The organism is Rudaea sp. (assembly GCF_036383415.1).
Taxonomy (GTDB): Bacteria; Pseudomonadota; Gammaproteobacteria; order Xanthomonadales; family Rhodanobacteraceae; genus Rudaea.
Genome location: NZ_DASVOK010000098.1, coordinates 1 through 25,944, shown reverse-complemented (window position 1 = coordinate 25,944; position 25,944 = coordinate 1). Strand labels below are relative to the sequence as shown.

Below are 25,944 nucleotides of genomic sequence, written 5' to 3'. Positions count from 1 at the left end.
CGTACTGACCGGCGCGGCCGGTCTGGTCGGGCAGAACCTCGTCGTCGAACTGAAGGCGCAGGGCTACACCAACCTTGTCGCGATCGACAAGCACGAGTACAACCTCGGCATTCTGCGTCAGCTGCATCCCGACGTGCGGGCGATCCTCGCCGACGTCGCCGAGCGCGGCGAGTGGGAGTCGAGTTTCAATGGCGCCGCCTGCGTCGTGCAACTGCATGCGCAGATCACCGGCAAGCAACCGGAAATCTTCGTGCGCAACAACATCGACGCCACGCACGTGGTGCTAGCTGCAGTGAAGCACCACGATGTGCCGTATCTCGTTCACATCTCCTCATCGGTCGTGAACTCGGTTGCCAACGACGACTACACGAACACGAAGAAGGCGCAGGAAAAACTCGTCGTCGAATCCGGCGTCAAGCATTGCGTGCTGCGCCCGACCCTGATGTTCGGCTGGTTCGACCCCAAGCATCTGGGCTGGCTGTCGCGCTTCATGGCGAAGACGCCCGTGTTTCCGATTCCGGGCGATGGCAAGTACATGCGCCAGCCGCTGTACGAGCGCGATTTCTGCCGCTGCATCGCGAGGTGCATCGAGACGCAGCCCGACGGCGCGGTCTACGACGTCTGCGGCGACACGCGCATCGATTACGTCGACATCATCCGTACGATCAAGCGGGTCAAGCGACTGCACACACTGATCGTGCACATCCCCTATTCGCTGTTCCGTTTCCTGCTCAAAGTGTATGCGCTGTTCAGCGGCAAGCCGCCGTTCACTGCAGACCAGCTCGAGGCGCTCAGTGCCGGCGACGAGTTTCACGGCGTCGATACGCGCGCGACGTTCGGTGTCGTGCAAACCCCGTTCGAAGACGCCGTGAACGAAAGCTATTGCGATCCGCGTTACAGCGGCGTGGTGTTGCGCCGCTGAACGACCCGAACGTGTCCATCTGGAGGTGATTACATGACAGAGCACGGAGCCGATCTGGAAAAGCTATATGATCAACGCTTTCCCGAGAAGGAATTGGCCCAGAAACACGCGATCTGGGAAGTATTGTGCAAGCACTTCTTCCAGCGATATGTCGATCCGTCGGCGACCGTTGTCGACATCGGTGCGGGCTACTGCGAATTCATCAACAATATCGGCGCCGCGCACAAGATCGCCGTGGATCTGAATCCCGATGTGCGGCGTTTCGCGGCAGCCGAGGTTCAGGTGATGAATGCCTCGTGCACGGCAATCAGCCAACTCGACGCCGAGAGCGTCGACATTGTTTTCATGAGCAATTTCCTCGAACACCTGCCGAGCAAGCAGCTCGTTCTCGACACGTTCCGCGAGGCCTCCCGCATCCTGAAAACCGGCGGCAAGATCATTGTGTTGCAACCCAATATCCGCTTCCTTCCCGGCGAATACTGGGATTTCTTTGATCACCACACTCCGCTGACCGACCGCAGTCTTGTCGAAGGCTTGCAGTTGGCAGGATTTGAAGCGGAGACCGTCCATCCGCGGTTCCTGCCGTACACCACGAAAAGCCGCCTGCCGAAGGCTGCCTGGCTGGTCGGGCTGTACCTTCGTGTGCCGCTGGCTTGGCGCTTTCTCGGCAAGCAGGCATTGGTCGTTGCGGTGAAGCGCCCACAGTCCGCGCCGAGCAACGGACAGCGGAGCTGACGGTTCATGAAGAAAACATCAACCGCCATCATCGGCGCCGGCCCGATGGGCCTGATCTGCGCACTCGACCTGCTCAAGGCCGGACACGAGGTTGACGTCTACGAGCGCGATGACCGCATCGGCGGAATGTCCGCGCATTTCGATTTCGACGGCCTAGCGATCGAACGCTACTATCATTTCATCTGCAAGACCGACTACCCGTTATTCGATCTGCTAGCCGAACTGGGTCTGTCCGATCGATTGCATTGGACCGACACGAAGATGGGCTTCTACTGGAACGGCCGCCTGTACAAGTGGGGCACGCCGCAGGCGCTGCTGCGCTTCGACGGCCTGAGCCTGATCGAGAAGATCCGCTATGCACTGCAGGTGATGAAGACCAAGAGTGTCAAGGACTGGACCGCGCTCGACAAGATTGGCGCGCTGCCATGGTTGAAGTCGTGGCTCGGCGAGCGCGCCTACAAGGTGCTCTGGGATCGTTTGTTTTATCTCAAGTTCTACGAACTGAGCGATCAACTCTCCGCGGCCTGGCTTGGCACGCGCATCAAGCGCGTCGCGCTGTCGCGGCGCAATCTCCTGCATGAGTCGCTCGGCTACCTCGACGGCGGCTCGATCTCGCTGCTCGATGCGCTGCGTGCGCGCATCGAAGCGCTCGGCGGCCGCATCCACCTGCGTTCGGGCATCGACAAGGTGACGACCGACGGCAATGACAAGGTGCGTGGCGTCGTTGTCGCAGGCGAGGAGCACGCGGTCGACAACGTCGTCAGCACAGCGCCGATCCAGTACGTGCCCGCGATCGTGCCCGACCTGCCCGAGGACTTCGCCGCGCGCATCCGCGCGATCGGAAACATCCCGGTCGCCTGCGTCATCCTCAAGCTGAAGCAGCCGCTCAGCGAAAACTTCTGGATGAATATCTGCGACGAGAACATCGAGATTCCGGGCGTCATCGAATACTCCAACCTGAATCCTGGTACCGGGCCCGCGATCGTCTATGCGCCGTTCTACATGCCGAAGACACATCCGAAGTACGCGCGCGACAACCAGTCCTTCATCGACGAGACGATCGGCTATCTGTCCAAGCTCAACCCGCAGTTCAAGCCGGATTGGGTATTGGCGAGCCACTGCCACCGCTACGACTTCGCGCAAACGATCTGTCCGCCCGGCTTCGCCGCGATGCTGCCACCGATGAAAACTCCCATTGCCGGCCTGTACATCGCCGACACTTCGTACTACTACCCCGAGGACCGCTCAATCTCGGAGAGCGTGAAGGTGGGGCGCGAGTTGGCGCGCCTGGCACTTGCATGAATATGGGATCGGCGAACAAGAATGCCGATGCCGTGCCCGCGAACCGCACGGGTGCCACCACGCAATTCCTGCGCTTTCTCGCCGTCAGTGGATTTGCCGCCGCGGTCAATTTCGGCTCGCGCATCGTATTGAGCCATTGGCTGCCGTATGCCACGGCGATCGTTTTCGCCTATTTGCTCGGGCTGATCACGGCATTCGTGCTCAATCGTCTATTCGTCTTCGCCGACGCAACCAATCGCCTGCACCATCAGGCGCTCTGGTTCATCGCGGTGAACGCCGTTGCGCTGCTGCAAACCCTGTTCGTCAGCCTGTTGCTCAAACAACTCGTGCTGCCGCGGCTCGGAATAAGCTGGCATGCCGAAGAAATCGCCCATGCCGTCGGCATCGCCACACCGATATTCACGAGTTACCTCGGACACAAGCACCTGTCGTTTTCCGCTCGGACGCCTTCCAATTCGCGGGGCGAATAAGCTTCGGTTACACTTTTCGCCTTTGTATATTCCTGGATTTCCGGATGTCGGCCGCCGCATCGCAATCTCCGCTTCACGATCAGGCGTCGCCGGTCATCACGGTCACGATCCCGCTCTACAACGAAGCGGAAAACATCCCGATCCTGTATGAGCGCCTGGTGGCCGCCATGGGCGAGTGCGGGCGGACCTGGGAAGCGGTGCTCGTGAACGACGGCAGCACGGACGATTCCGCGTCGCGGCTCGACGCGATCGCCGGCACGGATTCGCGCATAACGATCGTGCACTTCCGCCGCAACTATGGCCAGACTGCCGCTTTCATGGCCGGCCTCGATCACGCGCGCGGCGAGATCATCGTGCCGATGGACGGCGACCTGCAGAACGATCCCGCTGATGTATCACGCCTGCTGGCCAGACTGGACGAAGGCTTCGATGTCGTTTCCGGCTGGCGCAAGGACCGCAAGGACAATGCGATCAAGCGCAACCTGCCGAGCCGGATCGCGAACAGCCTGATTTCACGGGTTTCCGGCGTGCATCTGCACGACTACGGGTGTTCGCTCAAGGCGTATCGCCGCGACGTGTTGGACGGGGTGAAGCTCTACGGCGAAATGCACCGCTTCGTCCCGGTCTATGCGGCATGGAACGGGGCGCGCGTGACGGAAATGGAAGTCGCACATCATCCGCGACTGCACGGCGAATCCAAATACGGACTGGAACGCGTGATCAAGGTCGTGCTCGACCTGATCGTCGTCAAATTCCTGTTTCGCTACGCCTCGAAACCAATCTATGTTTTCGGCGGTTTCGGTTTTCTGAGCATTCTTCTCGGTGGGCTGCTCGGCATCACTGCGCTCGCCTTGAAGGCATTCTACGGCACCTCGTTGATCCAGACCCCGCTGCCTTTGCTGAGCGTCTTTCTCTGCGTCGTCGGCGTCTTGAGTATCCTCATGGGGCTCTTGGCAGAAATGCTCAACCGTACTTATCACGAATCGCAGGCGAAGGCGGTTTATCGCGTTGGCCGCGTGGTCAACGGCGCGAAAGCCCCTTAGCGCATGTGCGGAATAACCGGAATCCTCGGCGCGGGCGACGCGAACGTCCTGCGCCGCATGACGGCGCGCATCGCGCATCGCGGCCCGGATGATGAGGCCTACCTTATCCAGGCCGAGCGCGGCGTGTACCTGGGCTTCCGCCGCCTCGCCTTTCTCGACATCGAAGGCGGCCGCCAACCGATGACGACGCTGGACGGTCGCCTGTCGATCGTCTTCAACGGCGAAATCTACAACTTCGCCGAATTGCGGCGCGAACTGGAACAGCTCGGCGCGGTGTTCGCCACCGATCACTCCGACACCGAGGTCCTGTTGCACGGCTGGCGACACTGGGGCAAGGACTTGCCGAATCGACTCAACGGCATGTGGGCGTTCGCCCTCGTCGATCGCGAGCAAGGCCAGGTGTTTTTCTCGCGCGACCGCTTCGGCAAGAAACCGCTTTTCTTTTATCCCGGCAAACGCGCATTCGTGTTCGCCTCGGAACTGACCGCCCTGTGCGAGCATCCCGACATGCCGACCGCGCCGGACGAGCGCGCGCTGCGCAAATACTTCGCCTACGGCTACGTGCCGGCACCGCTGACGTTCCTGCGCGGTGTTTCGAAATTGCCTGCCGGTCATTCGCTCACGCTCGATCTTGCGACCCTGGAACATCGGATCGAGCGCTACTGGCATTACGTCCCCGACCCGGGCGAGGTGCGCGACGAGAACCAGTGCGTGGAAGAGTTCCGCGCGCTGCTCGACGCGGCCGTGGCGCGCCGGCTCGTCGCCGACGTGCCGGTCGGCTGCTTCCTCTCCGGCGGCATCGACTCATCGGCCGTCACTGCGCTCGCGGTCAAGCATGCGGGAGCCGAACGCATCAAGGCGTTCTCGATCGGTTTCGAGGAAGCGAGCTTCGACGAAACGCGCTATGCGCGCCTCGTCGCGGAACACGTCGGCGCGGATCATCGCATCGAAACACTGTCCGTGCAGCGCGCGCTCGACATCCTGCCCGACCTCGCCGCACGGCTCGACGAGCCGATCGCCGACTCGTCGATCCTGCCGACCTATCTGCTGTGTCAGCACGCACGGCGTTTTGTCACCGGCGCCCTCGGCGGCGACGGCGCGGACGAACTGCTTGCCGGCTACGACCCATTCCGTGCGCTGCGTTATGCACGCTGGTACGAGAAGTTCGTTCCGAAGCCGATGCATCGCGGCATGTCGCTGGCCATTTCGCGCCTGCCAGTTTCGCACCAATACATGAGCCTGGATTTCCGGCTCAAACGCACGCTGCGCGGTCTCGACCACCGCCCGGCACTGTGGCTGCCGGTCTGGATGGCACCGCTGGCGCCGTCGGAACTGGACGAGCTGTTTTCCGCGCCCGTGGATCTCGATGACGTCTACAGCGAGGCGATCGACGCCTGGGACAATTGTCCGTCGGGCGATCCCGTCGACCGCACGATCGCGTTCTATATCCGCCTGTATCTGCAGGACGACATTCTCGTCAAGGTCGATCGCGCCAGCATGCTGCACTCGCTCGAGGTACGCGCACCGTTCCTCGACATCGAGCTGGTCGAGTTCCTGCGCCGCGTGCCCTCGCGCATGAAACTCCGCGGCGCGCAGACGAAATGGATTCTGCGCCAGGCCGCACGCTCGTTGCTGCCAAGGGAAATCCTCGAACGCAGCAAGCAGGGATTCGCCGTTCCCGTGGGCCGCTGGTTCAAGGACGATCTACTCGCGCCAAGCGATGCGTCGGCCCCGATCAACCCTGCCTTCACGCGCAGGCGTCTGGATGAGCACCGCAACGGAAAATCAGACCAACGCCTGTACCTCTGGAGCGAATGGATGCTCGCGAACACACGGCGTCCGCCACTGCCGGGTTGACAACGGAGCCCCGACGAATCGCGTGGCAGCACGAAATCGCGTCGCTGATTCAGTTTCATGCTGCAACGCAAGATCGAATTTCGGGCAGGGACCCTTCGGCGTCCTACCTCATCCTGTCGATTTCTGCTAGCTTGATCACAGTCTGCCGGACAGGGCTATCGGAATCGCGATGTCGGAGATCGCATTCGTACTCCGCTAGCGGCAGATCGCACTCACGTAATTTCTTTTACGTTTTCCGTTTGCATCAGGGCGGTTTGACGAAAGCCGGCAACACGGAGTGACACATCCCCTTCCCTTTTTACGTCTGCTTAAGGGACGGAGAACTGGAGGTAGTGGTTCACGTCAGACATTGCTCTGTACCACCCGCCTTTTTCCGATCATCTTTCTCCAGGAGACGCACCATGAACACTCGCATGTTTCAGTCGTTCGGCTCGACGTTGGCTCGCGCCGTTGCCGCAAGTCTGTTCCTTTCCGCGACGGCTTTCGCCGCCGGACCGGCGGCAGGCCCCGCCGGCCCCGCGAACGCGTCGGCGAACAAGGCGCTGAACGCTGCCCAGCTCGCAGAAGCCCAGGCGCGCGTGAATCTGGCCAACCAGATCGTGCAGAACGTCACCGCCGACGCGGTCGCCAACGGCGCCACCGATGCCTGGCGCCTCAGCATGCTCACCAACCTGTACAACACGCCGAGCAAGGCACTGCAGGATATTCGTGGTTCGGCGACCACGCTCAGCAAGGTGCAGGAAATGGTCATGGCGGCGCGCGCGCAGGCTGCGGCCAGCAGCGCTTCCTCCGCGGCGGGCGGCGCCTCCGCAGCAACAAGCGCAAGCCCGGCCGTCTCGACCGACAGCTTGGGAAGCAGCACCGACAGTCTTGTCTTCACTCCGAAGACACCCTGCCGCTTCATCGATACGCGCAATACCGGCACGCCGATCGGCACGACCGCATCGAGTTTTGACACGTTCAATTTTGGCCCGACCTACGGCGGTGCCGCCGGCTGTACCCTGCCGGGCGCCGGCGAACCTGCCGTCGCGGTCAACGTCACCATCGTCAATCCGAGCGCGGCGCCGGGCTATCTCAACGTCCGCCCGGCCGGCAGCACGCTGAATACCAGCTGGATGAACTGGTACCAGAGCGGCGCTTCCGTGCAGGTGGCAAACGCCGGCATCATCGCCACCGCCCTGAACGGCTCCAGCCACTATGCATTCGAAATGTTGACCGGCGGCGGCACCACCAGCGCGATTCTCGACTACTTCGGCTACTTTGCACCCGCCTCCAGCCCGGCGCAGGCGCTCAACTGCTCGTACGGAACTTACGAGACGTACAGCCTCGCCACCAATTACAACAGCTTCCACTACACCACGGCAACCTGTCCGTCCGGTATGACCGCCGTCTCCGCGTATTGCTATAACGCCACCACCGACGGTGTGTACCTCACCGGATCCGGGGTCAATGGCGGTGCGTGGTGCGGCTGGAGGAACCTGACCGGCGGCGCCACCAACGTTTCGGAAAACGTGTACTGCTGCCAGGCACCCGGAATCTAGCAAGCTGCTTGCAGGGAAAATCCAAGGCACCGGCTTTGCCGGTGCCTTTTTTTGCGCCTGCGAGATGCGGCTCGCCCCGTCACTTGCGGTTCGCCGGCTCGGCAAAACCGGGTTCGGCGGTATACTGATCGCGTATGACGACCCTGCAAATGGAAACCCTCAACGCTTGCCCACTTTGCGGCACCGCGGCGTTGCACCACACCCTCACCGCCCCGGACTACGAGTCGCACACGGGCGATTACGGCATCGACGAATGCGGCGACTGCGGCGCGGCATTCACCAACCCGCGACCGGTCGAGGCGGACCTGCCCAAGCTTTATGCGCAGCGCAGCACCGTGGATTTTCCCGCGCTCGACAGCGGGCTTGTCGCGCACCTGCGCGATTTTGCGATCGACCGCTATCTCGCCGATCCGCTGCGTTGCCTGAACTCCGCGCCGGCCGAGCACGGCCTCGACATCCTCGATTACGGTTGCGGCGACGGCGCGCTTGCGCGTGGCCTCGTGCGCGCCGCACGCAAACACGGTCGCGGCTATCGCATCACCGCAACGGATTTCCACGATGCCGCGCCACCGCGCCTCGCCGGCATCGAATCGATTCGTTACGTGCCGCAAGCCCGTTCGCAAAACGAAGACGTTCGCTACCACGCGATCTTCCTGCGCCATGTCGTCGAACACCACCCGCAACCGGACCGGCTGATCCGCGAACTGAAAACCCGGCTGCATCCCGGCGGGCGCCTGTTCATCGAAGTGCCGAACCGGCGCAGCGTCTGGGCGCGCGCGTTCGGTGGCGCCTATTGTGCGTACAATTTGCCGCGGCACCTGTTCCATTTCGATGCGCGCAGCCTCACCGGCGCGATCGAGCGGGGAAATTTGCGCTGCGAACGCGTCGCGCTGGCGCACACCCCGCTGCTCGGCCATTCGCTCGGTTATCTGCTCTCGCGCAAGATCCAGAACACGGGTTTGGTCGGCGTGGCCACCTATCCCGTCCAGGTCGCCGTCGATGCGCTGGCGCGCACATCGTCGACCTTGCGCGCCACCGCCATCGCCGATGGCTGAGGTCACACTCGCCATCCCGGTGTTCAACTCTGGCGCATTTCTGGACGATCTGTTCGCCTGCATTCTGCAACTCGATCCGCCGCCGCGCGAAGTCGTCTTCCTCGACGACGCATCGCGCGACGATTCGCTTGCCCGCTTGCAACGATTCGGCGCCAGCGGCGCCTGCAAAGCGCCGGTGCGCGTGTTGAGCAACGAGCGCAACCTCGGCATCGCCGGCAGCTACAATCGCCTGGCTCGCGAAGCGCGCAGCGAGTGGGTGCAACTGCTCGATGCCGACGACCTGATCGTGGAGCGCGATTTCTATCGATGCGTAGGCGACGATCTCGATGGCGGCAATGGCCTCGTGATCGCAGCGCTGCAAAGCAACGCGAATCTGCTGCATATCGGCGCGGGCATCGTGTCGCGTTTCGTTCCGCGTCGGTTGCCGCGCTGGTTGCCTGTACTCGGGAGCGTTGCAACGCGCGCGGGAGTGCTGTATCGCCGCGAAGCGCTGTCCGCGCTGCCGTTTCCCGATCCGGCCTATCCGGGTTCGGATGTCGTCCATCTGCTGCAACTGCGGAGGACGCAGCGCTGCGCCTTCGTGCGCCGCGCGCATGTGCGCTACCGCATCCACGCCGCGGCGCAATCCGGTCAAGCGCGAGACTATTCGCTCTACCGCGACGCGCTCGCCCGCTTCGATCTGCCGACACGGCTCGCCCACCGTTTCGACTTGTGGTTGCGCCAACTCGCCCAGCGGATAATCCGATGAGCCGGCTGCTTCACGCAATCCGATCCCACGGGGCACGCAGCGTACTCAAACTGCTGCTCGGCGTCGTGCTGATCGCCCTGCTGCTCATGCGGCTCGATCTTCACGCCGTACTTGAAGCGTTCCATCGTTTCAGCGCCGGCAGCATCTTGGTCACGTTCGCCCTGTTCGTTGCGTCGTGGCCGATCGCCGCGGCGCGCTGGAAATTGTTCGCGCCGCGGTTTCCGTTTCGCCGCCTGTTTGAACTGACCATGATCGGCCAGTTCTATTCGATCGTCCTGCCCGGCCAGATCGCCGGCGAAGCGGTCAAGGCCTATCGCCTCGCGAAGGGCAATGCGGACGCGGAACGTCTCGCCGCCTCGGTGGCCATGGACCGCATCGTCGGAATGATCGCGCTGTTGCTTATCGCCGGCATTGGCATGGCGCTGACGCCCCATGCCGTGCCAGGTGGCCTGCGCGCACTGTTGCTGTCGATCTGTGCAGCGCTGATCATCGGCCTGTTCGGATTTCGCATCCCGATGCTGCATGCGGCCGCCTTGCGACTCACGGACATGATCGCCGCGCTGCCGCAGTTGCGGCGCTTCGTCCCTGCACTGCAACGCCTCGTCCACGCATGGCGCGATTTCGCCCACATGCCCGCACGAGTATTCGCCAGCTTGGCTCTTGCCTGCGTTTTCCAACTCCTTGCACTCGGCACGTACGCGACCATGGCCAGCGGCCTCGGCGTCGAATTGCCTGCGGCCGATTGGGCCTGGATCGTTGCTGTCGCTTCACTCGCGGTACTGCTGCCCGTCTCGATCGGCGGCCTGGGCCTGCGCGAAGGCGCTCTGGTCGGTTGCCTGAGTTATCTGGGCGTGCCGGGTGAACTGGCTATCGCGCTTTCACTCGGGTTGTTTGCGGTGATGCTTTCAGGAGCGGTTGTCGGAGGCCTGGTCGAGATGATGGCTCACGTACCGGATGCTCAGTAAGCATCTTCAGTGCATGACCACTAGCGGCATGGCGAACCACATGAAAGATCCGATCCCGATGACCGCCGCCGTCAGGACGACCGCCGCAACTCGGCGATGACTCAACCGGTCGGCGCCTGCACACGCTGCCAAAGCGAGCAAGGCCAGTATCGGGAACAGATATCGCCCTTGCGGTTCCAGCGCGTAGACCCAGCTCAACAAAAGGGACTGCGTGAACACGAGCATGCTTACGCCCAAAACGATCGCCACAAGACGCATTCCTTGCACGGGATAAGTGCGCCTGACGGCCGCCAGGGACAGGGCGAGAAACATCAGGAACAAGAGCCCCAACGCCCAGTAAGTCCATTCCGGTGCGTAATAGATCATGTAGCCATACACGCCGAAGGCGCTGCAGAAGGTGCGGAACAGCCACTCCTTCTTCGGCGCGAACATGACTTCCTTGAGCGATACCCCGTGCGCGGCAAGTGCCAGTCCCTCGTAGCCTTCGCCAGCGGCGATGGCGGATGGCTTGAAGTCAGCGCGCGCGCGCGCTTCAACGATGGCGTCCAGCTTGGCGCTTTTCTGTGCCGGCGTACCGTTCTTCCAGACGTCCCAAGCGAGACGCGGAGCCGCGACCGCCAAACACAGAAACAACAAGGCAACCAGGCGCAGGAATATTTTTCGCCTGGACTGATCCTTCCAGCAAGTCCACGTCAACGACAGAGCCGGGACGATTATCGCCAGACCACCGACCAGAATCATCCCCTTCGGCATTCCGGTCGCCGATATGGCTGGGACCTGGACGAGGAAGAACGCGGTCCCCAACGCGAGCAGGCCGAACAGGATGGCAAGAAGATCGCGCATGCGCAGATCCAGATGCAGCACCGCAAGCCAAAGCAAAATCGCCGGGAAGATCGCCATGTAGTTGCGTTTGGAGACGAGCAGCAATCCGAGACATACGACCGCCACCGCAGTGCCAGCGCCGAACTTGCCCCCTGCCAGATAACGCCTCAATCCGCTCTCCTCGTCACCCACCGACAACACAGCCAACAACGCCAAGGTCAGCGGGAACGCATCGGCGTTGAAATAGGAAAAGACATACCAGATCTGCGGCGACAGCAGCAGTACGCTCAGTCCCCAGGTCCAACTGCGCTTGCGCAGGGCCGCCACACAAAGCACGAGCCACAGACCCACCTGGAACATGCGGGCGGCAAACAAGTCGTCCGACCAGACCGATGCCAAGGGCGCGGCAATTCGCGCGGCGATGGCGTAAACGACATCGAGTTCTTCGAGATAGCTGTGCCCCCACATCGAAGTCGACGGAATCGTTGCCGGGTCGTCCACCGCCGGGGGCAGCGGATGCTCCAGGTAGTACTGAAACGCCCCCAGATGCGAGCGCTCGTCGGGCTGATGGTGGATATAGGCCGACTGCGCCATGGTCAGAATGAGCAAAGCCAGTGCCCAGGGTGCCGCGGCAACCGGCTTGAGCAGAGCCTCGTCACCGGCGGAAAGCCAGCAGCGCAGCAACGCGGCAAGAATCCACCCGAGCAAAACCGCCACGAGCAGGCGCTCGATCGGATACGGATCGTCGGCGCTCAAGCCAAGGGTTTCAGTCGAAATCAACTCCAACCCGGGATCCATGGTTTTCCCGGGCACGATGGCAAGGCCCTTGTCGGTCCACTCAATTACCGTTTCGTTGAGAGGTTTCCATTTTTCCGGAGGCAACTCGCGCCATTCCGACGAGGGGATGCGCACTTCCGGAGGCAATTTTCGCCAATCTGCCAAGGTGGTACGCGAGCGCACGGCGATGCGCGTCATGACGACGCCCGCATCGGAATCGATCGGATCCAGACGCAGTGCGCGCAAGTGCTCGAGCGAAAAGACGAAACTCACGTGATTGGTGCCCTTGCTCAGCGGCAGCCGAGTGGTTTCCTCCTCCGAATAACCCCGGCCCGTATCCAGATACAGTTGCACATAGCCTTTTGCAGTCGTGTCGAGATCGACGCTCAACTCCGCCCGCTGTCCGAACAACGAGAATACCGACCAGATCGCGAGAGTCGACAACAGCCACAGTCCTATCTGCGGCCAATGTGATCTGCCATCGCTCGCGGGAGCCGCGGACCGGAACACTTGCGTCATGCTTGCCTCATCGAAATTCCGCAACTATCGAAACGGAGCCGTGTACCGCAGCATCGCTTGAAACTCTCGTCGACGAATCAGCGTGACAATGAGCTACGCGAAAACAACTCCCGAATTGCGCCGGAAATATAGTCGGCATCGTAGAAGCGCGGAGTCATGTATCGAACAAACGCACTGCTGCGAATCGCCTTGCGAGATTGAATCATGCGTCGTTTGCGCAGCATCACTGGCATTCCGCGGAACGCATCGCGGTAAAGTCTGAAAACCACTCGCGCCTTGCCGCGCAGACTGTGACGAACTGCAATGGCGATATGCAACGCCGCGATCAACGGACTGCAGAGCAGCAACACGGGCCAAGGCACGCATTTTATCAGTACCCAGACGGAGTTGCGGATGCCGTGGTATAGCACGAAATCGCTGAAGCCGCCGCCGCTGCTGACTTGGCCCTCATGGCGGGCGACGACGCCGTCGAAATACGCTGGCCGATAGCCGAGCAGCAGCGCGCGCGCCGCGACATCCGTGTCTTCTGCATAGCAGAAAAACGCGGAGTCGAACATGTGGCCATGCTCGGCCTGCAACGCCTCAAGCAATTCGCGGCGGTAGATCGCGCAGCCGCCGGTCGGACCAAAAAACCGGTCACCCGTCGTCATCCGATTCGATGCGAGGCAGGAGACGTAAAACGCAATGCCGAGCGAATCTATCGCACCGGACGGTTTGATCATGCGTCCGCCGACAAGGCCGATGTCTGGATCGGCAGAGAACAAGTCCAGCATGGACGCAAGAGAACCGGACACGAGTTGCGCATCGCTGTTCAAGAACAACACGCCATCGCAATCGCGTGATGCGAGCGCCGCGCGAATTCCTGCGTTGCTGCCTTCGGCGAAGCCGAGATTGGATTCGAGCCGGATCAGTTCGGCACGAGGCTCATCCGTCAATAACCGCGTCAACTCCGCCAAATCATTTGTACTCGAGCCGTTGTCCAGCACCAGGATGCGCGTAATTTCCGGTTCCTCGCGCAGACTGGTCACGCAGCTCCATGTGTATGCCGCTGTGTTGAAATTGATGACCACTGCAATCAAACGCATCTTGGTTCGTTCCGATTCGCCCCTGCCTATCGGGAAGCACCAGCTTTGGCAGAAGCGACAACGTGGCTGGTGCGACCAAGTATACGGTTGTTATCATGTTAAATGAGGTCAAGAGAGGGTTTGCACGAATGAGTAGCATGGAATACATCACTGCCACCATCTTGATTCTCTTCTGGTACCTCCCACGCCTCAAGGTATCGTTCGGGCGACCACTGCTGGCGGTCATCATAGAAATAGTTTCACTATGGTTCGCCGCCGCGTATTCGATATCCGAAACAACGCAATTTCTCACGATTGACGAAACAGGGCTGACTGCAGCTCTCGCGAGTGATGGCAAATTCATCCTCATGCAATGGATGGCGGTCACATTTCATACGACGCCGGCAATTTTGTTGCCGATAGCCAAACTCGCCAGTTCGTACGGAGTTTCCCTCGAGAACTCGATCCAGATCCTGAAGGCATTGCACTGGCTGCTTTCCGCTTCGATTCTTGCGGCAATAGCGCACTATTGCGCGGCATCGCTCGACTCATCCTCCTCCGAATCGCGTACGCGCGCGGAATCCATTTTTTTTGCGATGCTTCTGCTGCTGCCGGTTGATCAACTCGCCTTGAAGGTGTTCAACTACGATGCAGTCGCATTATTTGGTGGCGTTCTTGCGATCATGCTCATCGCAAAAGCACTTCAGACCGAGAACAGAAGGCTCGGATATTTCGCCGTAATTGTCGCCACTCTGGCTGCAGCCGAAAAAATCAGTGCCTCACCACTGCTTCTACTGACCCTTATGGGAAATGCGCTGCTCGCAGCGAGAATTTCCCATGCCACGCCCTGGGTGCATGCGGTGCGCGTCTTGCTGTATTCAATTTCCGCCAGCATTGCGTGCTCCCTCATTCTTGCCGCGCTATACGCATCGTGTACCTCAAACGATCTTCCGGAAGGATATTGGACAACCGTACTGGCACCGATCAGCTCGTGGCTGGTGCTGCCGGCGATGTTTTTGTTCAAAAACTCGAAACCTTATGATCATCTCGTGATTTTCGCAGTCGCAACGATATTCACGCTGATAGCGGCGGTTGTTTTCGTAGTGTATTTCGACAGCCGGAAATTGTTCTCGAAGCTGCAAGCGACATCACGCAGCTTGAACTTGCACCCCGTCCTTGCCGGAATCTTTCTCGTCGGTGCCATCGGGGTATATTCGGTGCATCCATACTATGCGCCCATGCTGGCCAGCAGCATTCCGCAACTGCAGAATTCCTTCGCCTTCAATGGACTGGTTCTGCACTTTGGCGCAAGCAATCTTCCGCAGCATTACGTCGAATATGTCATCTACTGCGCAACGATAATTGTCTGCGCCGTTCCCAGCGCACTATGGCTCGGCGTAGTTCTCGGCTATCGCTCCCATAAAACACAGAACCCCATTCCCGGTCTCGGTTTTCTCGTACTGATCGGCCTGCTCCTGACTTTGGTCGCCATCATAAACGGCGTTCCATTGTTGAGCAGATATTTGGGAGTCGCGATTCTGCCCATCTACCTTTACTTGGCGGCGCCTTTGGTCAGTCATGTCGCCGCGGCAAGGACAAGTGCCGGCAGGGCTCTGGCGCTGGTACTCTGCGCGGCATTCGTGTTGGAGATAATGCCCTTCTCGCCACTCTCCGCAACGTTTCGCCCATTTTGGGCCAACTATCCCGATCCCGTGCCGCGCCCCGGAGTCCTGAACCCGTCCTGGACTGGCTGGGGGGAAGAATTGATGCAAGCGGGCAAAGAATTGGTTGCCCGTTGCGTCGCCTCACCCGATCATCGTCTGGCGAATGTTCCATGCGAGCAATTGCGCATACACACCCTGTATCCGGGTGGCTGGGTGCATTCGCCTATAAAAGCGGACACGCAACCGAAATTTCCAAATCCTGCACTGAGTACCGACGCCGACTACTATGTGCTCAACCGATCCGCAGCGACACAGCACTACGTCGATTTCCCAACGCTCCATCCGGAGTTCACCATCGATGCGCGTGGGTATCCGATGGCTTGGGTTTATCGCGGCGACCGCTTGATGCAGATTCAATCCCACCCGACCGATTTACCCCAATAGGGTCTGACGACATTGTTCACGCGCGAGGTTGTTCTGGCGAACTCCCAAAACGTCGGACCGTTGCCGCTAACCAGCAACGCCGGAAGTCGCATCGGACCGCTGAATCAATGGTCGGTCCAGAGGACCGATTCCGGCTCCGATTATTCGTTCGAGATCCAACCCCGAAGAATGCTTTCACGTCTACTCGACATTGCGCTGTCTTCAATGAAAGTGTTGACGCAGATGCGATAGCCCTGCTGAACCATCAGCGTCTCCACGTCACGGCGGCGGCGATCGCGCCAAACATCGCCGAGCCCGAGTAGGCGTTCACGGCTTTATCGCGCGTCGTCCGCAGCATATCGAGATGCTTGTCGAAATCGACGATCGCGCTTTCAAGAACGGATTCCCATTCGATGCTCGACGACAGCCAACCGTTGACCCCGGGCTCGATCGCGGCGGAATACGTCGAACTTGGACTCGCCACGGTCAGACACCCTACTGCGGCTGCCTCGAAATATTTAAGTTCCGACTTGCAGTTGGTGAAGACGTTATCGACCAAGGGGACGACATTGATCTCGACGAGGGAAATGATCCGCTGCAGATTGACGAAATCGTGCAACGGGTAAATCTCCGTCCGATCTTTGTAACGTTCCAGCATCGGCGGAAGCGAAAGGTAGCCGACGATGAACAATCTTGCGTGATCGTGACGCGCGAGCAACGACGCCAGCGCCGGCACGGCGAGATCGAAGTCCCGCTTGTGCGTTGGGGTGCCGCTGAAATAGCCGATATGACAGAGACCGTTGCGCTGAAAACCTCGCGCGCGCTTGTCTTCGTACAACGCTTCGGAGAACTCCAGCTGCTGCCGGTTCATGTAGTTCGGCACGATGAACACCGGCTTGCCGGTGAAATCGGCGATGCGTCGGGCGAGAAACGGGTTGGTCGTGATCGCCGCATCGCACATGCGCAACGTGGTGCCGATGCGGGAGATATATGCGAACCAGTGATCCCAGACGCCGGGATGTTTGAAGTCCTGCGCCAGCGTGCCCAGGATGAGATGGGTCAGATCGGTATCGAATACGAGATCGTCGACATCGTAGAGAACCGTCTTGCCCATCGACCGGGCGCGGGCGACGATATGACTGATGTTCGCGTCGTAGCGCATGCGACAAAGCACGATCGTATCAGCCAGTTTGAGTACGGAATCGATCCGGCCGCTGCCATCGCTCGGAAAAAAGTATCCGGCCGAAACGCCGCTTGCCGAGTCGGCAAGCGTCTGCACCATGTTGTAGGCGCGGTAGCGAAACGTGCTGTTGTCCGCCTTTTCGTAAAAATAGGCGACGCGATGTGACCCTTTGCGAAACGTGGCGAAGCGGGACCAGAAATCTTCCGACCAGGGATCGGAATAGTCGCGCGGCGGCGTGTCGATGAAGAACATCAGCCCTCGTCTCCGGCGAACCGGCAGTGCGCGAACGCGCTCGCCCAACTGCGGCCCAGGCCGCTGCTGGCGTAGTTGCGCTCGCGCAGCTCCTTGTTCCGGGTCAACTCCACAGCCTGCTGCAAACCCGCAAGCAGCTGCTCGAGTTCCAGCGGCGCAACGACGATGTTTTCGGAGTAGTTGGAGAGATCGGTCTTGGAACCAAACCGGTTGGTCAACACCACGCCGCCGGAAGCAGCCAGATCGAGCGGCGGGTAGCTCGGATGCGGCGTGCTCATCAGATATACGCCGAGATCCACGCTGCGCAGGAAGTTGGCGTATTCGTCCCACTCCATGGTCCCGAGCGCTACTGGTTCGCATCCGCAGGCGAGCGACAGCTTCGGAACGTCCTTGCCGACGAAAACGATCTCCCAGCGCTCGGGGTCGAGCACTCCACGCAGCAACGCCTCGTTGAGCAGCTCGATGCCGCGATAGAACAGGTTGCGCAGGTTGTTCGGCCTGGCGTAAAAACACAATCTCGACTTCGAACCGGGTTCGCGTGGCGCGGCGTGGAATACGGCATCGGGAAACGCCGGTTCGAACCAGGTCGCCCGCTCGGCGATGTTGCCGAGCCCGCTGGCGACCAGATGGTCATAGAGCAACTTCGTATTGATGAGGAAGCGGATGTCGGAGCGCGCCAGGGTCTCGTTACAGCGCACCCAGTCGTCGCCGAGCGGATAGAACATGCGCTCGTCCTCCTGCAGCAGATAAGTCACTCGCTCGGGAGCGATGCTGCGCAGAGTGGAATTCGTCGTCCACCACGACGTCGTGATGAATTCGTCGTTGTCATGCACGTCGAGAAACACGTTCGCATCCGCCAACGGCACATGAGCGATTTCAGGATTGAGCTTCATCGCGATGCCGTTGGCGGAAAGCACGCGGTACACGCCACGCGGATTGGGCGCCTCCGTCCGGGTGACGATGCGCAGCTGCGCGTTCAATGCATTGGCACGTTGCGCGGCCAGAATCAACGCCGTACCGACACCGCCGAACAGGCTTCCGGCGTTGACCGAATCGGTAATCATGTTGACGCGTGGCGGGCCCGCGGGCACACGCACGACCTGCAGCGCCCGCAGTTGCCCGAAACGGGCCTCGACGATGGCGTCCGCCGTTGGCGCGGCGCCGACTTCGGCGACAACCCTAGCCAGCCCCTCTGCCTTTTGCTGTGCTGCTCCGAAGGCAACGCGAAAGGCGTGCCGGACCAGGGCGATCAAGCCATAGTCACGGTAATAGGCGGGAATATTCTTGATTGAATGCATTCTTGTTCCTTGATCAGGATTTGCGTCCGAGCAGGCGACTCAATAAAGAGCGGGACCGCGAATCTTCCTCAGAAGATGTTTCACCTTCATTTGGCTCCGCAGGTGTTTTGCCTGGGCTGCCGGTCAACATGTCGTCCAGCGTACGGCGCAGCACGACGGCCGCCTCGCGCGCACGGTCACGTGAGGCCTGAACTTCCGCCAGCTCCCGTTTGCTTGCTGCGACGGCAGCTTGTTCTCGCGCCAGCTGTTCGGTAATTTCCTGGCGGCCCATCGCCTCTGCATGTCCGCGTTCGATCGCCCGTCCGAGATTCGATTCCAGCCCCAGCACTTGTTCCTGCAAGAGATCGCGTTCCTTCGCGGCCGCGGATAACTCGCCAGCGACACGCGCATGAATGTCTGCCATTTCTGTCAGTCGATGTTCGCCGGCGGCGGCGTCCTGACGATACTGATCGACTTGCGACGAGATATCCTTCTTGGCGGCAATCTGGGCCTCCAACTCCCGCCCGAGTTCGTCGATACGTCCCTTGAGCTCGGCTTCACGACGTACTGCATCGAAAACTGCGTGTTCCAGATCGCGCATTCGCTGGCTGATGACGGCGCCTGCGAAATCCATCGATGCCCGCCATTCTTGTCCAGCCAGAACTGCGGCTGCTTCTGCAACGACCTGATCGTGGCGCACGTCCTGCTCGGCCGCCAGCGCCCGCCGCATCCAGTTTCGATGCTGGACACGACTAACTCGGAGAAGATCGGACAAACCCGTCTCTTTCATCATCTTGAGCAGGACGGCGTACGAATTTGCATTGTCAGCGACCCATTCGTCGACCCGAATGGCACCCTGCTCCTGTTGCCCTGAAATGTGGCGCAGCCTTGGCTCAATTACGCTGCTGGCGGATTCGATCAGGTTCGGATCGCCCCCCACGAATGCACTCAGCTGTTTCGCTACCCCATGGGGATCATCGAGCAGCATATCGAAATCAACGGCATTCCAAGGATTGGCCCGGACGAAGTAGCTGGCCGCCCACGACGACAAAACTGCAATTCTGCGATTGTGCTCCAGCTCGAGAACTCGATTGACCTGGGCATTCGATGCGACAACCGCTTCGTTGGCGCGCCGGGTGATGACGCATCGCAGTTCAAAACCGAACTCCCGCAGCAACGAGCGCCACAGCGGAAGCGTGAAACAGAATCGCGGATCCTTGAGACCGATTCGCGCCGATCCAGAATAAGTGTCGGCGAGGAATGTCGAAACGCGTGACCGGAACTTCGTGCACAGTTCATCGGTGAAGTCAGGTTGAGCCGGAACGACATCGCAGGCGATGAAGCTGCCACCGAGTTCGGCCAGGATTTCATCGTTGATCGAATTCAATTCGACCTGCTCGAAGAAAATCGGATTGTGCGAGTTCTCCTCCGGGCTGACGAAGGTGGAGGAATCACCGAACTCCAGTCCGAGTTGACTGAGCATGTGCGACACAGCGGACGTTCCGCTGCGTGGAGAGCCTACGACAAGGACGGCGAGTTTGTGGCCGCCGGTATCCGCTGGGGTCGGCAACGTTGTCATCGAGCTTCACCGCCCCTCGGAATCAATGTGAGTCTTACTGCCGGCTCGACGCTGATGTCGAAGAATCCGTCCAGCCGCCGGTTTGTGTGAGTGGAATCGATGCGGAACATCACGGCATCGACAAGGCGATGCACGAACGCGTCGCCCTGACCGTTTACGACACCCATGACCCCTGCATTCAGAAAATACGTCCCCGGCACCATCAGAGCTGCCAATTCGAACTGCACCCGGATCCGGCTGCCGGCGCGGACCAGGGGAATGGCGTCGCCATGCGCGTGCGAAGCCATCCCAGACAGTTCTACACCGCTCACCGACTTGACCATCATGCCGAAATGGACGCGCTCGACGTCGCGGTCGAACTCGACATCGTAACAATACACATAGGTCTTCTTCGGCGAGAGGACATTGACGGCCTCGCCGGCTTCGGTTTCCAGATGCGGGGTGAGGATGCGTGCGCCCTGAGATGCGTATTCCACGGTGCTGGTCGGCTTCATGTTCGCATCGAGCCAATGTATGGACTCCGACCGGCTGATGTTGCTGAGCGGTATCTCCGCACCGTCGACTTCGCTCAACACCGTGTCCTCCAGTGCAAGAGGCAATTCATCCGCCATGCGCACATCGTCTTTGCAAATCTGCTCGAGGATGGCCGCGCGCTCAGCCGCAGGCGCGTTGATCAACTTCTGGTAACGCGCCACTACCGCCTTCGGTTCACCAGTCATGATCCGGCGCCCGCCGTCCAGCAGGATTGCGCGATCGCACAGTTGCGTGACCATACTCGCCGAATGGGAGACGAAAAGAATCGTCGCGCCGTCACGCTTCATCTGCTCGATGCGTGCGAAGCACTTGCGCTGGAACGCTTCGTCGCCGACGGACAGCGCTTCGTCGATGATCAGCACGTCGGGATTCACGCTGATCGCGACGGCAAAAGCGAGCCGGATGTACATGCCGCTTGAATAAGTGCGAACCGGCTCGTCGACGAACTCTCCTATGTCGGCGAAGTCCAGTATCGCCTGCATGCGGCTGTCGATCTGAGCCCCTTCGAGTCCCAGCACAGCGGCATTCAGCCGGATGTTCTCGCGGCCGGTGAACTCGGGATTGAATCCGGTGCCCAGTTCGAGCAGCGCCGCCACCCGGCCGGTGACCTCCACCGAACCTTCCGAGGGGGAAACCGTGCCGCTGACGATCTGCAGCAAGGTGGACTTGCCGGAACCGTTGCGGCCGACGATGCCCACCGTTTCGCCCTTCTTGATGGAAAAATCCACATTGCGCAACGCCCAGAATGCACGTCCGCGCCCGGCCGATGGGCTCAACATGTCCAGGAGCCGATGGTGCGGCTTGGCGTAGATCTGATACTTCTTGCCTAGCCCCTGGGCTGCGATACACACATCAGAGGACATCGGCAAATCCTGTTCTCGTTTTCTGGAACCAGACGAATCCCGACAGAGCAAAAGCGATCGCCAATGCGCTGTACACGGACAACGCAGTCCAATCCGGCAGGCCGCCCTGCAGCGTCACGATGCGAAGCTGGTCGACGATCAGGGTGATCGGGTTCATCTTGAAATAAATCTGATACTCAGCCGGCACAAGATCCACGGGCATGATCGTCGAAGAAATGAAGAGCATCGCCGTGGTGACGACCGGCATCATCTGTCCGATGTCGCGGAAATAGACGCTGAGCGCACCCAGCCACCATGCGAAGCCGAGCGCGACGATCGCCATCGGCAAAAACACCAATGGAGCGAGCAGGAAAGTCAGGGGAATCGCCCCATGTACGACGAGCAACCCGATCGCAAGCACGAGGAGATTAGCCAGGAAATGAAATGCCGAAGCAATCACCAACGGCCATGGCAGGATCTCCAGGGGGAAAACCACGCGCTTGACGTACGCCGGATTCGACGTGACCAGTGTCGGGGCACGGATGAGACATTCGGCCAGGAACCCGTGCGTTATCAGGCCGACGAAAATGATCAGGACGAACTCGCTCGTCGAATCGACGCCGGGCCAGCGCGATTTCAATATGTGGCCAAAGGCGATCGAATACACCCCAAGCATCACGAAGGGCGCGAGGACAGACCAGACCACTCCGAGCAGCGCGCCGCGATAGCGCCCGAGTACCTCGCGCTTCGACAACTCGGCCACCATCGAGCGATACGGATTCCAGGCGGGGACGAGTATCGAATTCCTCGAGTTCACGCGCAGACTACTCCGGTGCATCAGGCGAGCGCGGCGGAAAGCTCCGCGCGCAGGTCGCTCACGTCTTCGACACCGACCGACAAACGGATCAGGCCGTCGCTGATGCCGAGTTTCTTGCGGTTCGCCGGCGGAATTGAAGCATGGGTCATGATCGCCGGATGCTCGATCAGGCTTTCGACGCCGCCGAGCGATTCGGCGAGCGCGAACAGGTGGCAGCGCTCGAGCACGCGGCGCGCCTTGCGCAGGCCGCCCTTCACTTCGACCGAGATGATTCCGCCCGGGCCGTCCATCTGTTTTTTCGCGAGCGCGTGCTGCGCGTGCGACTTCAGGCCCGGATAGATCACGCGGTCGACCGCGGGATGTTTTTCCAGCCAACCGGCGAGTTCCTGTGCGCTCGCGCAATGCGCGCGCATGCGCAGGTGCAACGTCTTCAGTCCGCGCATCGCGAGGAACGCGTCGAACGGCCCCGCGATCGCGCCGACCGAGTTGTGCAGGAACGCCATCTGTTCGGCGAGTTCCTTGTCGTCGCCGGCGACAACGACACCACCGACCATGTCGGAATGGCCGTTGAGATATTTCGTCGCCGAATGCAGCACCAGATGCGCGCCGTACTCGAGCGGCCTTTGCAGCATCGGCGAGCAGAACGTGTTGTCGACGACGAAGATCAGCCCGTGCTTCTTCGCGAACGCGCCGACCTTGGCGAGATCAACCAGAGTCAGCATCGGGTTGGTCGGCGTTTCGGCCCAGATCATGCGCGTGTTCGGTTTCAGCGCCGCTTTCAACGCAGCCTGATCGTTCAAGTCGAGGAACGTGAAATCCAGTCCCGCGGAACGCCGGCGCACACGCTCGAACAGGCGATAACTACCGCCATAGAGATCGTTCATCGCGATGACGTGGCTGCCCGAATCGAGCAGATCGAGCACCGTGCTCGCCGCGGCGAGGCCGGATGCAAATGCGTAGCCGCGCGTGCCGCCTTCGAGGTCGGCGACGCAACGCTCGTAGGCCATGCGCGTCGGGTTCTGCGTGCGGCTGTACTCGTAGCCCTGATGCACTCCCGGGCTGGACTGCACGTAGGTCGAGGTCGCGTAGATCGGCGTCATGATCGCGCCGGTCGAGGGATCGGGGTGCTGGCCGGCGTGGATTGCACGTGTGCCGAGGCCGAGTGAATCTGTCTTCTTCATGTTGTTCCTAGTCTCTCGTCATTCCGGCGAAAGCTGGAATGACGGCAAAAAAATTACTGCACTCTGCGGCGCAAATAGTTGAGCAAGTCGATGCGCGTGATCAGGCCGAGGAACTTGTCGCCATCGACGACGATGGCGACGTGGCCGGCATCGAACACCGGCAGCAATGCCTCGATCGGCGACTTGACGTCGAGCTTTTGCAGCTTGCCGACCATCGCGGTCGAAACCGGATCGCGAAACTTCGCTTCATTGCCGTAAACGTGCAGCAGCACGTCGGACTCGTCGACGATGCCGACGATCACGTCGCCGTCCATCACCGGCAGTTGCGAAACGTCGTACAGCTTCATGCGCTGATACGCGGTGACGAGCGGCTCGGCCGGACCGACGACGACGGTATCGCGCTGCGAGTACGGACGCAGGATCAGATCGCGCAGGTCGCCGTAGTGCACGCGCTCGAGGAAGCCGTTATCGAGCATCCAGTAGTCGTTGTACATCTTCGACAGGTACTTGTTGCCGGTGTCGCAGACGAACACGAGCACGCGCTTCTTCGTCGTCTGCGCGTGGCAGTACTTCAGCGCCGCAGCGGTCAGCGTGCCGGTGGACGAGCCACCGAAGATGCCTTCCTTCGCCAGCAGCTCGCGCGCGGCGAGGAAGCTTTCCTTGTCGGTGATCGCGTAGGCCTGCTTCACGCGCGAGAAGTCGGAGATCGACGGCAGGAAATCCTCACCGATGCCCTCGACCATCCAGCTCGCCGACTTGGTCGACAGCGTGCCCTCGTTGATGTACTGGGCGAGGATCGAGCCGACCGGGTCGGCAAGGACCAGTTCCACGTTCGGCGCGGCCTTAGCGAAATAGCGCGACAGGCCGGTCATTGTGCCCGAGGAGCCGCAGCCGAACACGATCGCGTCGAGCTTGCCGTCCATCTGGCGCAGGATTTCCGGCCCGGTGCCCTCCTCGTGTGCGCGCGGGTTGTCGGGATTGCCGAACTGGTTGATGAAGTACGCACCCGGCGTATCACGCGCGATCTGCTCGGCGAGGTCCTGGTAGTACTGCGGATGGCCCTTGGCCACGTCCGAACGCGTCAGCACCACCTCGGCGCCCATCGCCTTCAAGTTGAAGATCTTCTCGCGGCTCATCTTGTCGGGCACGACGAGGATCAGCCGGTAACCCTTCTGCTGCGCGACGAGGGCGAGGCCGATGCCGGTGTTGCCTGCGGTGCCTTCGACCAGCGTGTCGCCGGGCTTGATCTTGCCGGCCTGCTCCGCGGCCTCGATCATCGACAGGCCGATACGGTCCTTGATCGAGCCGCCGGGGTTGGCACTTTCGAGCTTGAAATACAGCTCACAGGGGCCCGCGTCGAGACGTTGCGCCTGGACGATCGGCGTTTCGCCGATCAGTTCGAGCACGCTGCGGTGTACGGCCATGAACACTCCTGTATGCACTTACCGGCACAGGAGCCGGCGGCTGGGCCGCCTATTCTACAGGAGTGCGCGCAGCCGGGCCTTGCAGGCAGACAATCCGGCAGCCGTGAAGGCCCTGCAAAAAAACGCAGGGGCGCAACGAGTCGCGCCCCTACATTCTGTTGAAAACTCTCTCGCCGGTCTCGGCGGTCAGTGCATCGCCTGATGCTGATCCCACAACTCGGTCAATCTGTCCTTCGCGCGCAGTTTCTCGCGCTTCATGCTCATCAGGGTCATGCTGTCCATCGGCAACACGCCGATTTCGGCGTCGTGCACTTTTTTGTCGAGATCCTTGTGATGCCTGTACAGGTCGCGGAACTCCGTGTCGCTGGCCAGCAGGGCATCGATTTCGGTTTTCTGACGGTCTTCGAACATCGGCCAATCTCCTCTTTCAGGGGTGCACGTCGGCGCCGCGCCACCCACGGGGCCGGGACGTCGGATGTGCAGGGTCAAGGAAAGGAGCGAAGGGTGCATGCCGGCTACGCTTCACCGCGAGGGGTGAAGTGCAGGCGCAATGGAAGGCGATGGCTGCACTCATGGGCTCGGCTGCCGCATCCGCTCAGGACGGATGCGACGAGCCCACGCTACTCCTTTGCCGGCGCTCGCGCAACCCGGGAAATGCCCCGGGTTCAGTGGTCGGAAAAGCTCGCCACCGCCCCTCGCACGGCCCCGGTTTTCGCGCCGACGCCGACCGCGCTGATGCGTTTGGCCGGCACGCCGGCCGCGACCAGCGCGTCGCGGATGGCTTGCGCGCGCTGCTGCGACAGGACCTGGTTGGCCTTGGCCCCGCCCCCGTCGCTCGCATAGGCCTCGATGCGCACGGATTTGCCCTGTGCCGCAGCAGCGATCCTGGCGATCTGCGCGCTGCCGGCCGGCTTGAGTGCGGCCTGGCCCGGAGCGAAGGCACCCTCG

General features: G+C 61.0%; 23 protein-coding genes. 11 read left to right on the top strand and 12 right to left on the bottom strand.

From position 1 onward, the window contains the following. Nucleotides 1-922: NAD-dependent epimerase/dehydratase family protein (locus VF497_RS03760; protein WP_330886299.1), on the top strand; the 922-nt coding region annotated here is incomplete at its 5' end. A 63-nt stretch (nt 923-985) separates the two neighbouring features. On the opposite strand, the gene VF497_RS03755 is transcribed toward VF497_RS03760, so the two are convergent. Beyond that, nucleotides 986-1,147: a hypothetical protein gene (locus tag VF497_RS03755; RefSeq protein ID WP_330886302.1), complete on the bottom strand. Its 162-nt coding sequence runs from the start codon at nt 1,145-1,147 to the stop codon at nt 986-988. Here VF497_RS03755 and VF497_RS03750 point away from each other — a divergent pair. The 9 genes from VF497_RS03750 to VF497_RS03710 all read left to right on the top strand — a co-directional run bounded on the left by VF497_RS03750 (nt 1,100) and on the right by VF497_RS03710 (nt 10,638). Beyond that, on the top strand, nt 1,100-1,657 hold the full coding sequence (locus VF497_RS03750; RefSeq protein ID WP_330886301.1) for a class I SAM-dependent methyltransferase: 558 nt from the start codon (nt 1,100-1,102) through the stop codon (nt 1,655-1,657). The genes VF497_RS03755 and VF497_RS03750 overlap by 48 nt on opposite strands. 6 nt (nt 1,658-1,663) lie before the next feature. Next, entirely contained in the window at nt 1,664-2,959 is a 1,296-nt protein-coding gene (locus VF497_RS03745; protein ID WP_330886298.1) for an NAD(P)/FAD-dependent oxidoreductase, read from the top strand. A 2-nt stretch (nt 2,960-2,961) separates the two neighbouring features. Next, nucleotides 2,962-3,429, top strand: coding sequence for a GtrA family protein (locus VF497_RS03740; protein WP_330886300.1), 468 nt, complete (start codon nt 2,962-2,964; stop codon nt 3,427-3,429). A gap of 44 nt (nt 3,430-3,473) precedes the next feature. Then, nucleotides 3,474-4,472 carry a glycosyltransferase family 2 protein gene (locus VF497_RS03735; protein WP_330886297.1) on the top strand — a complete coding sequence of 333 codons (999 nt, stop codon included), beginning with the start codon at nt 3,474-3,476 and terminating at the stop codon, nt 4,470-4,472. Nucleotides 4,473-4,475: 3 nt separating this feature from the next. Beyond that, nucleotides 4,476-6,329, top strand: a complete 1,854-nt coding sequence (asnB, locus tag VF497_RS03730; RefSeq protein ID WP_330886296.1) for an asparagine synthase (glutamine-hydrolyzing) — start codon at nt 4,476-4,478, stop codon at nt 6,327-6,329. Nucleotides 6,330-6,730: 401 nt separating this feature from the next. Then, nucleotides 6,731-7,870, top strand: a complete 1,140-nt coding sequence (locus VF497_RS03725; RefSeq protein ID WP_330886295.1) for a hypothetical protein — start codon at nt 6,731-6,733, stop codon at nt 7,868-7,870. A 134-nt stretch (nt 7,871-8,004) separates the two neighbouring features. Further along, entirely contained in the window at nt 8,005-8,925 is a 921-nt protein-coding gene (locus tag VF497_RS03720; protein ID WP_330886294.1) for a class I SAM-dependent methyltransferase, read from the top strand. After that, entirely contained in the window at nt 8,918-9,673 is a 756-nt protein-coding gene (locus tag VF497_RS03715) for a glycosyltransferase family 2 protein (RefSeq protein ID WP_330886293.1), read from the top strand. The genes VF497_RS03720 and VF497_RS03715 overlap by 8 nt, the downstream gene beginning before the upstream one ends. Continuing rightward, nucleotides 9,670-10,638: a lysylphosphatidylglycerol synthase transmembrane domain-containing protein gene (locus VF497_RS03710; protein WP_330886292.1), complete on the top strand. Its 969-nt coding sequence runs from the start codon at nt 9,670-9,672 to the stop codon at nt 10,636-10,638. The genes VF497_RS03715 and VF497_RS03710 overlap by 4 nt, the downstream gene beginning before the upstream one ends. A gap of 6 nt (nt 10,639-10,644) precedes the next feature. On the opposite strand, the gene VF497_RS03705 is transcribed toward VF497_RS03710, so the two are convergent. After that, nucleotides 10,645-12,681 carry a hypothetical protein gene (locus tag VF497_RS03705; protein WP_330886291.1) on the bottom strand — a complete coding sequence of 679 codons (2,037 nt, stop codon included), beginning with the start codon at nt 12,679-12,681 and terminating at the stop codon, nt 10,645-10,647. 152 nt (nt 12,682-12,833) lie between these two features. After that, nucleotides 12,834-13,841, bottom strand: a complete 1,008-nt coding sequence (locus VF497_RS03700) for a glycosyltransferase family 2 protein (RefSeq protein ID WP_330886290.1) — start codon at nt 13,839-13,841, stop codon at nt 12,834-12,836. A 137-nt stretch (nt 13,842-13,978) separates the two neighbouring features. Here VF497_RS03700 and VF497_RS03695 point away from each other — a divergent pair, with 137 nt between their 5' ends. Then, nucleotides 13,979-15,928: a hypothetical protein gene (locus tag VF497_RS03695; protein ID WP_330886289.1), complete on the top strand. Its 1,950-nt coding sequence runs from the start codon at nt 13,979-13,981 to the stop codon at nt 15,926-15,928. A 244-nt stretch (nt 15,929-16,172) separates the two neighbouring features. On the opposite strand, the gene VF497_RS03690 is transcribed toward VF497_RS03695, so the two are convergent. The 9 genes from VF497_RS03690 to VF497_RS03650 all read right to left on the bottom strand — a co-directional run. After that, nucleotides 16,173-17,342 carry a glycosyltransferase gene (locus VF497_RS03690; protein WP_330886288.1) on the bottom strand — a complete coding sequence of 390 codons (1,170 nt, stop codon included), beginning with the start codon at nt 17,340-17,342 and terminating at the stop codon, nt 16,173-16,175. Then, on the bottom strand, nt 17,342-18,640 hold the full coding sequence (locus VF497_RS03685; RefSeq protein WP_330886287.1) for a hypothetical protein: 1,299 nt from the start codon (nt 18,638-18,640) through the stop codon (nt 17,342-17,344). Before VF497_RS03685 ends, VF497_RS03690 begins: the two co-directional genes overlap by 1 nt. 13 nt (nt 18,641-18,653) lie before the next feature. Then, complete coding sequence (locus tag VF497_RS03680) at nt 18,654-20,102, bottom strand: hypothetical protein (protein ID WP_330886286.1); 1,449 nt, start codon at nt 20,100-20,102, stop codon at nt 18,654-18,656. Nucleotides 20,103-20,194: 92 nt separating this feature from the next. After that, nucleotides 20,195-21,595, bottom strand: coding sequence for an ABC transporter ATP-binding protein (locus tag VF497_RS03675; protein WP_330886285.1), 1,401 nt, complete (start codon nt 21,593-21,595; stop codon nt 20,195-20,197). Continuing rightward, on the bottom strand, nt 21,585-22,391 hold the full coding sequence (locus tag VF497_RS03670; RefSeq protein WP_330886284.1) for an ABC transporter permease: 807 nt from the start codon (nt 22,389-22,391) through the stop codon (nt 21,585-21,587). The genes VF497_RS03675 and VF497_RS03670 overlap by 11 nt, the downstream gene beginning before the upstream one ends. Before the next feature lie 20 nt (nt 22,392-22,411). After that, nucleotides 22,412-23,572 (bottom strand): PLP-dependent aspartate aminotransferase family protein, encoded by a 1,161-nt coding sequence (locus VF497_RS03665; RefSeq protein ID WP_330886283.1) that lies wholly within the window; start codon nt 23,570-23,572, stop codon nt 22,412-22,414. Nucleotides 23,573-23,625: 53 nt separating this feature from the next. Next, a complete protein-coding gene (locus tag VF497_RS03660) occupies nt 23,626-24,996 on the bottom strand; it encodes a pyridoxal-phosphate dependent enzyme (RefSeq protein WP_330886282.1) in 1,371 nt (456 codons plus the stop codon). Between the two features lie 186 nt (nt 24,997-25,182). Beyond that, on the bottom strand, nt 25,183-25,407 hold the full coding sequence (locus VF497_RS03655; RefSeq protein ID WP_330886281.1) for a YdcH family protein: 225 nt from the start codon (nt 25,405-25,407) through the stop codon (nt 25,183-25,185). Between the two features lie 254 nt (nt 25,408-25,661). After that, nucleotides 25,662-25,944: OmpA family protein (locus tag VF497_RS03650; RefSeq protein WP_330886280.1), on the bottom strand; the 283-nt coding region annotated here is incomplete at its 5' end.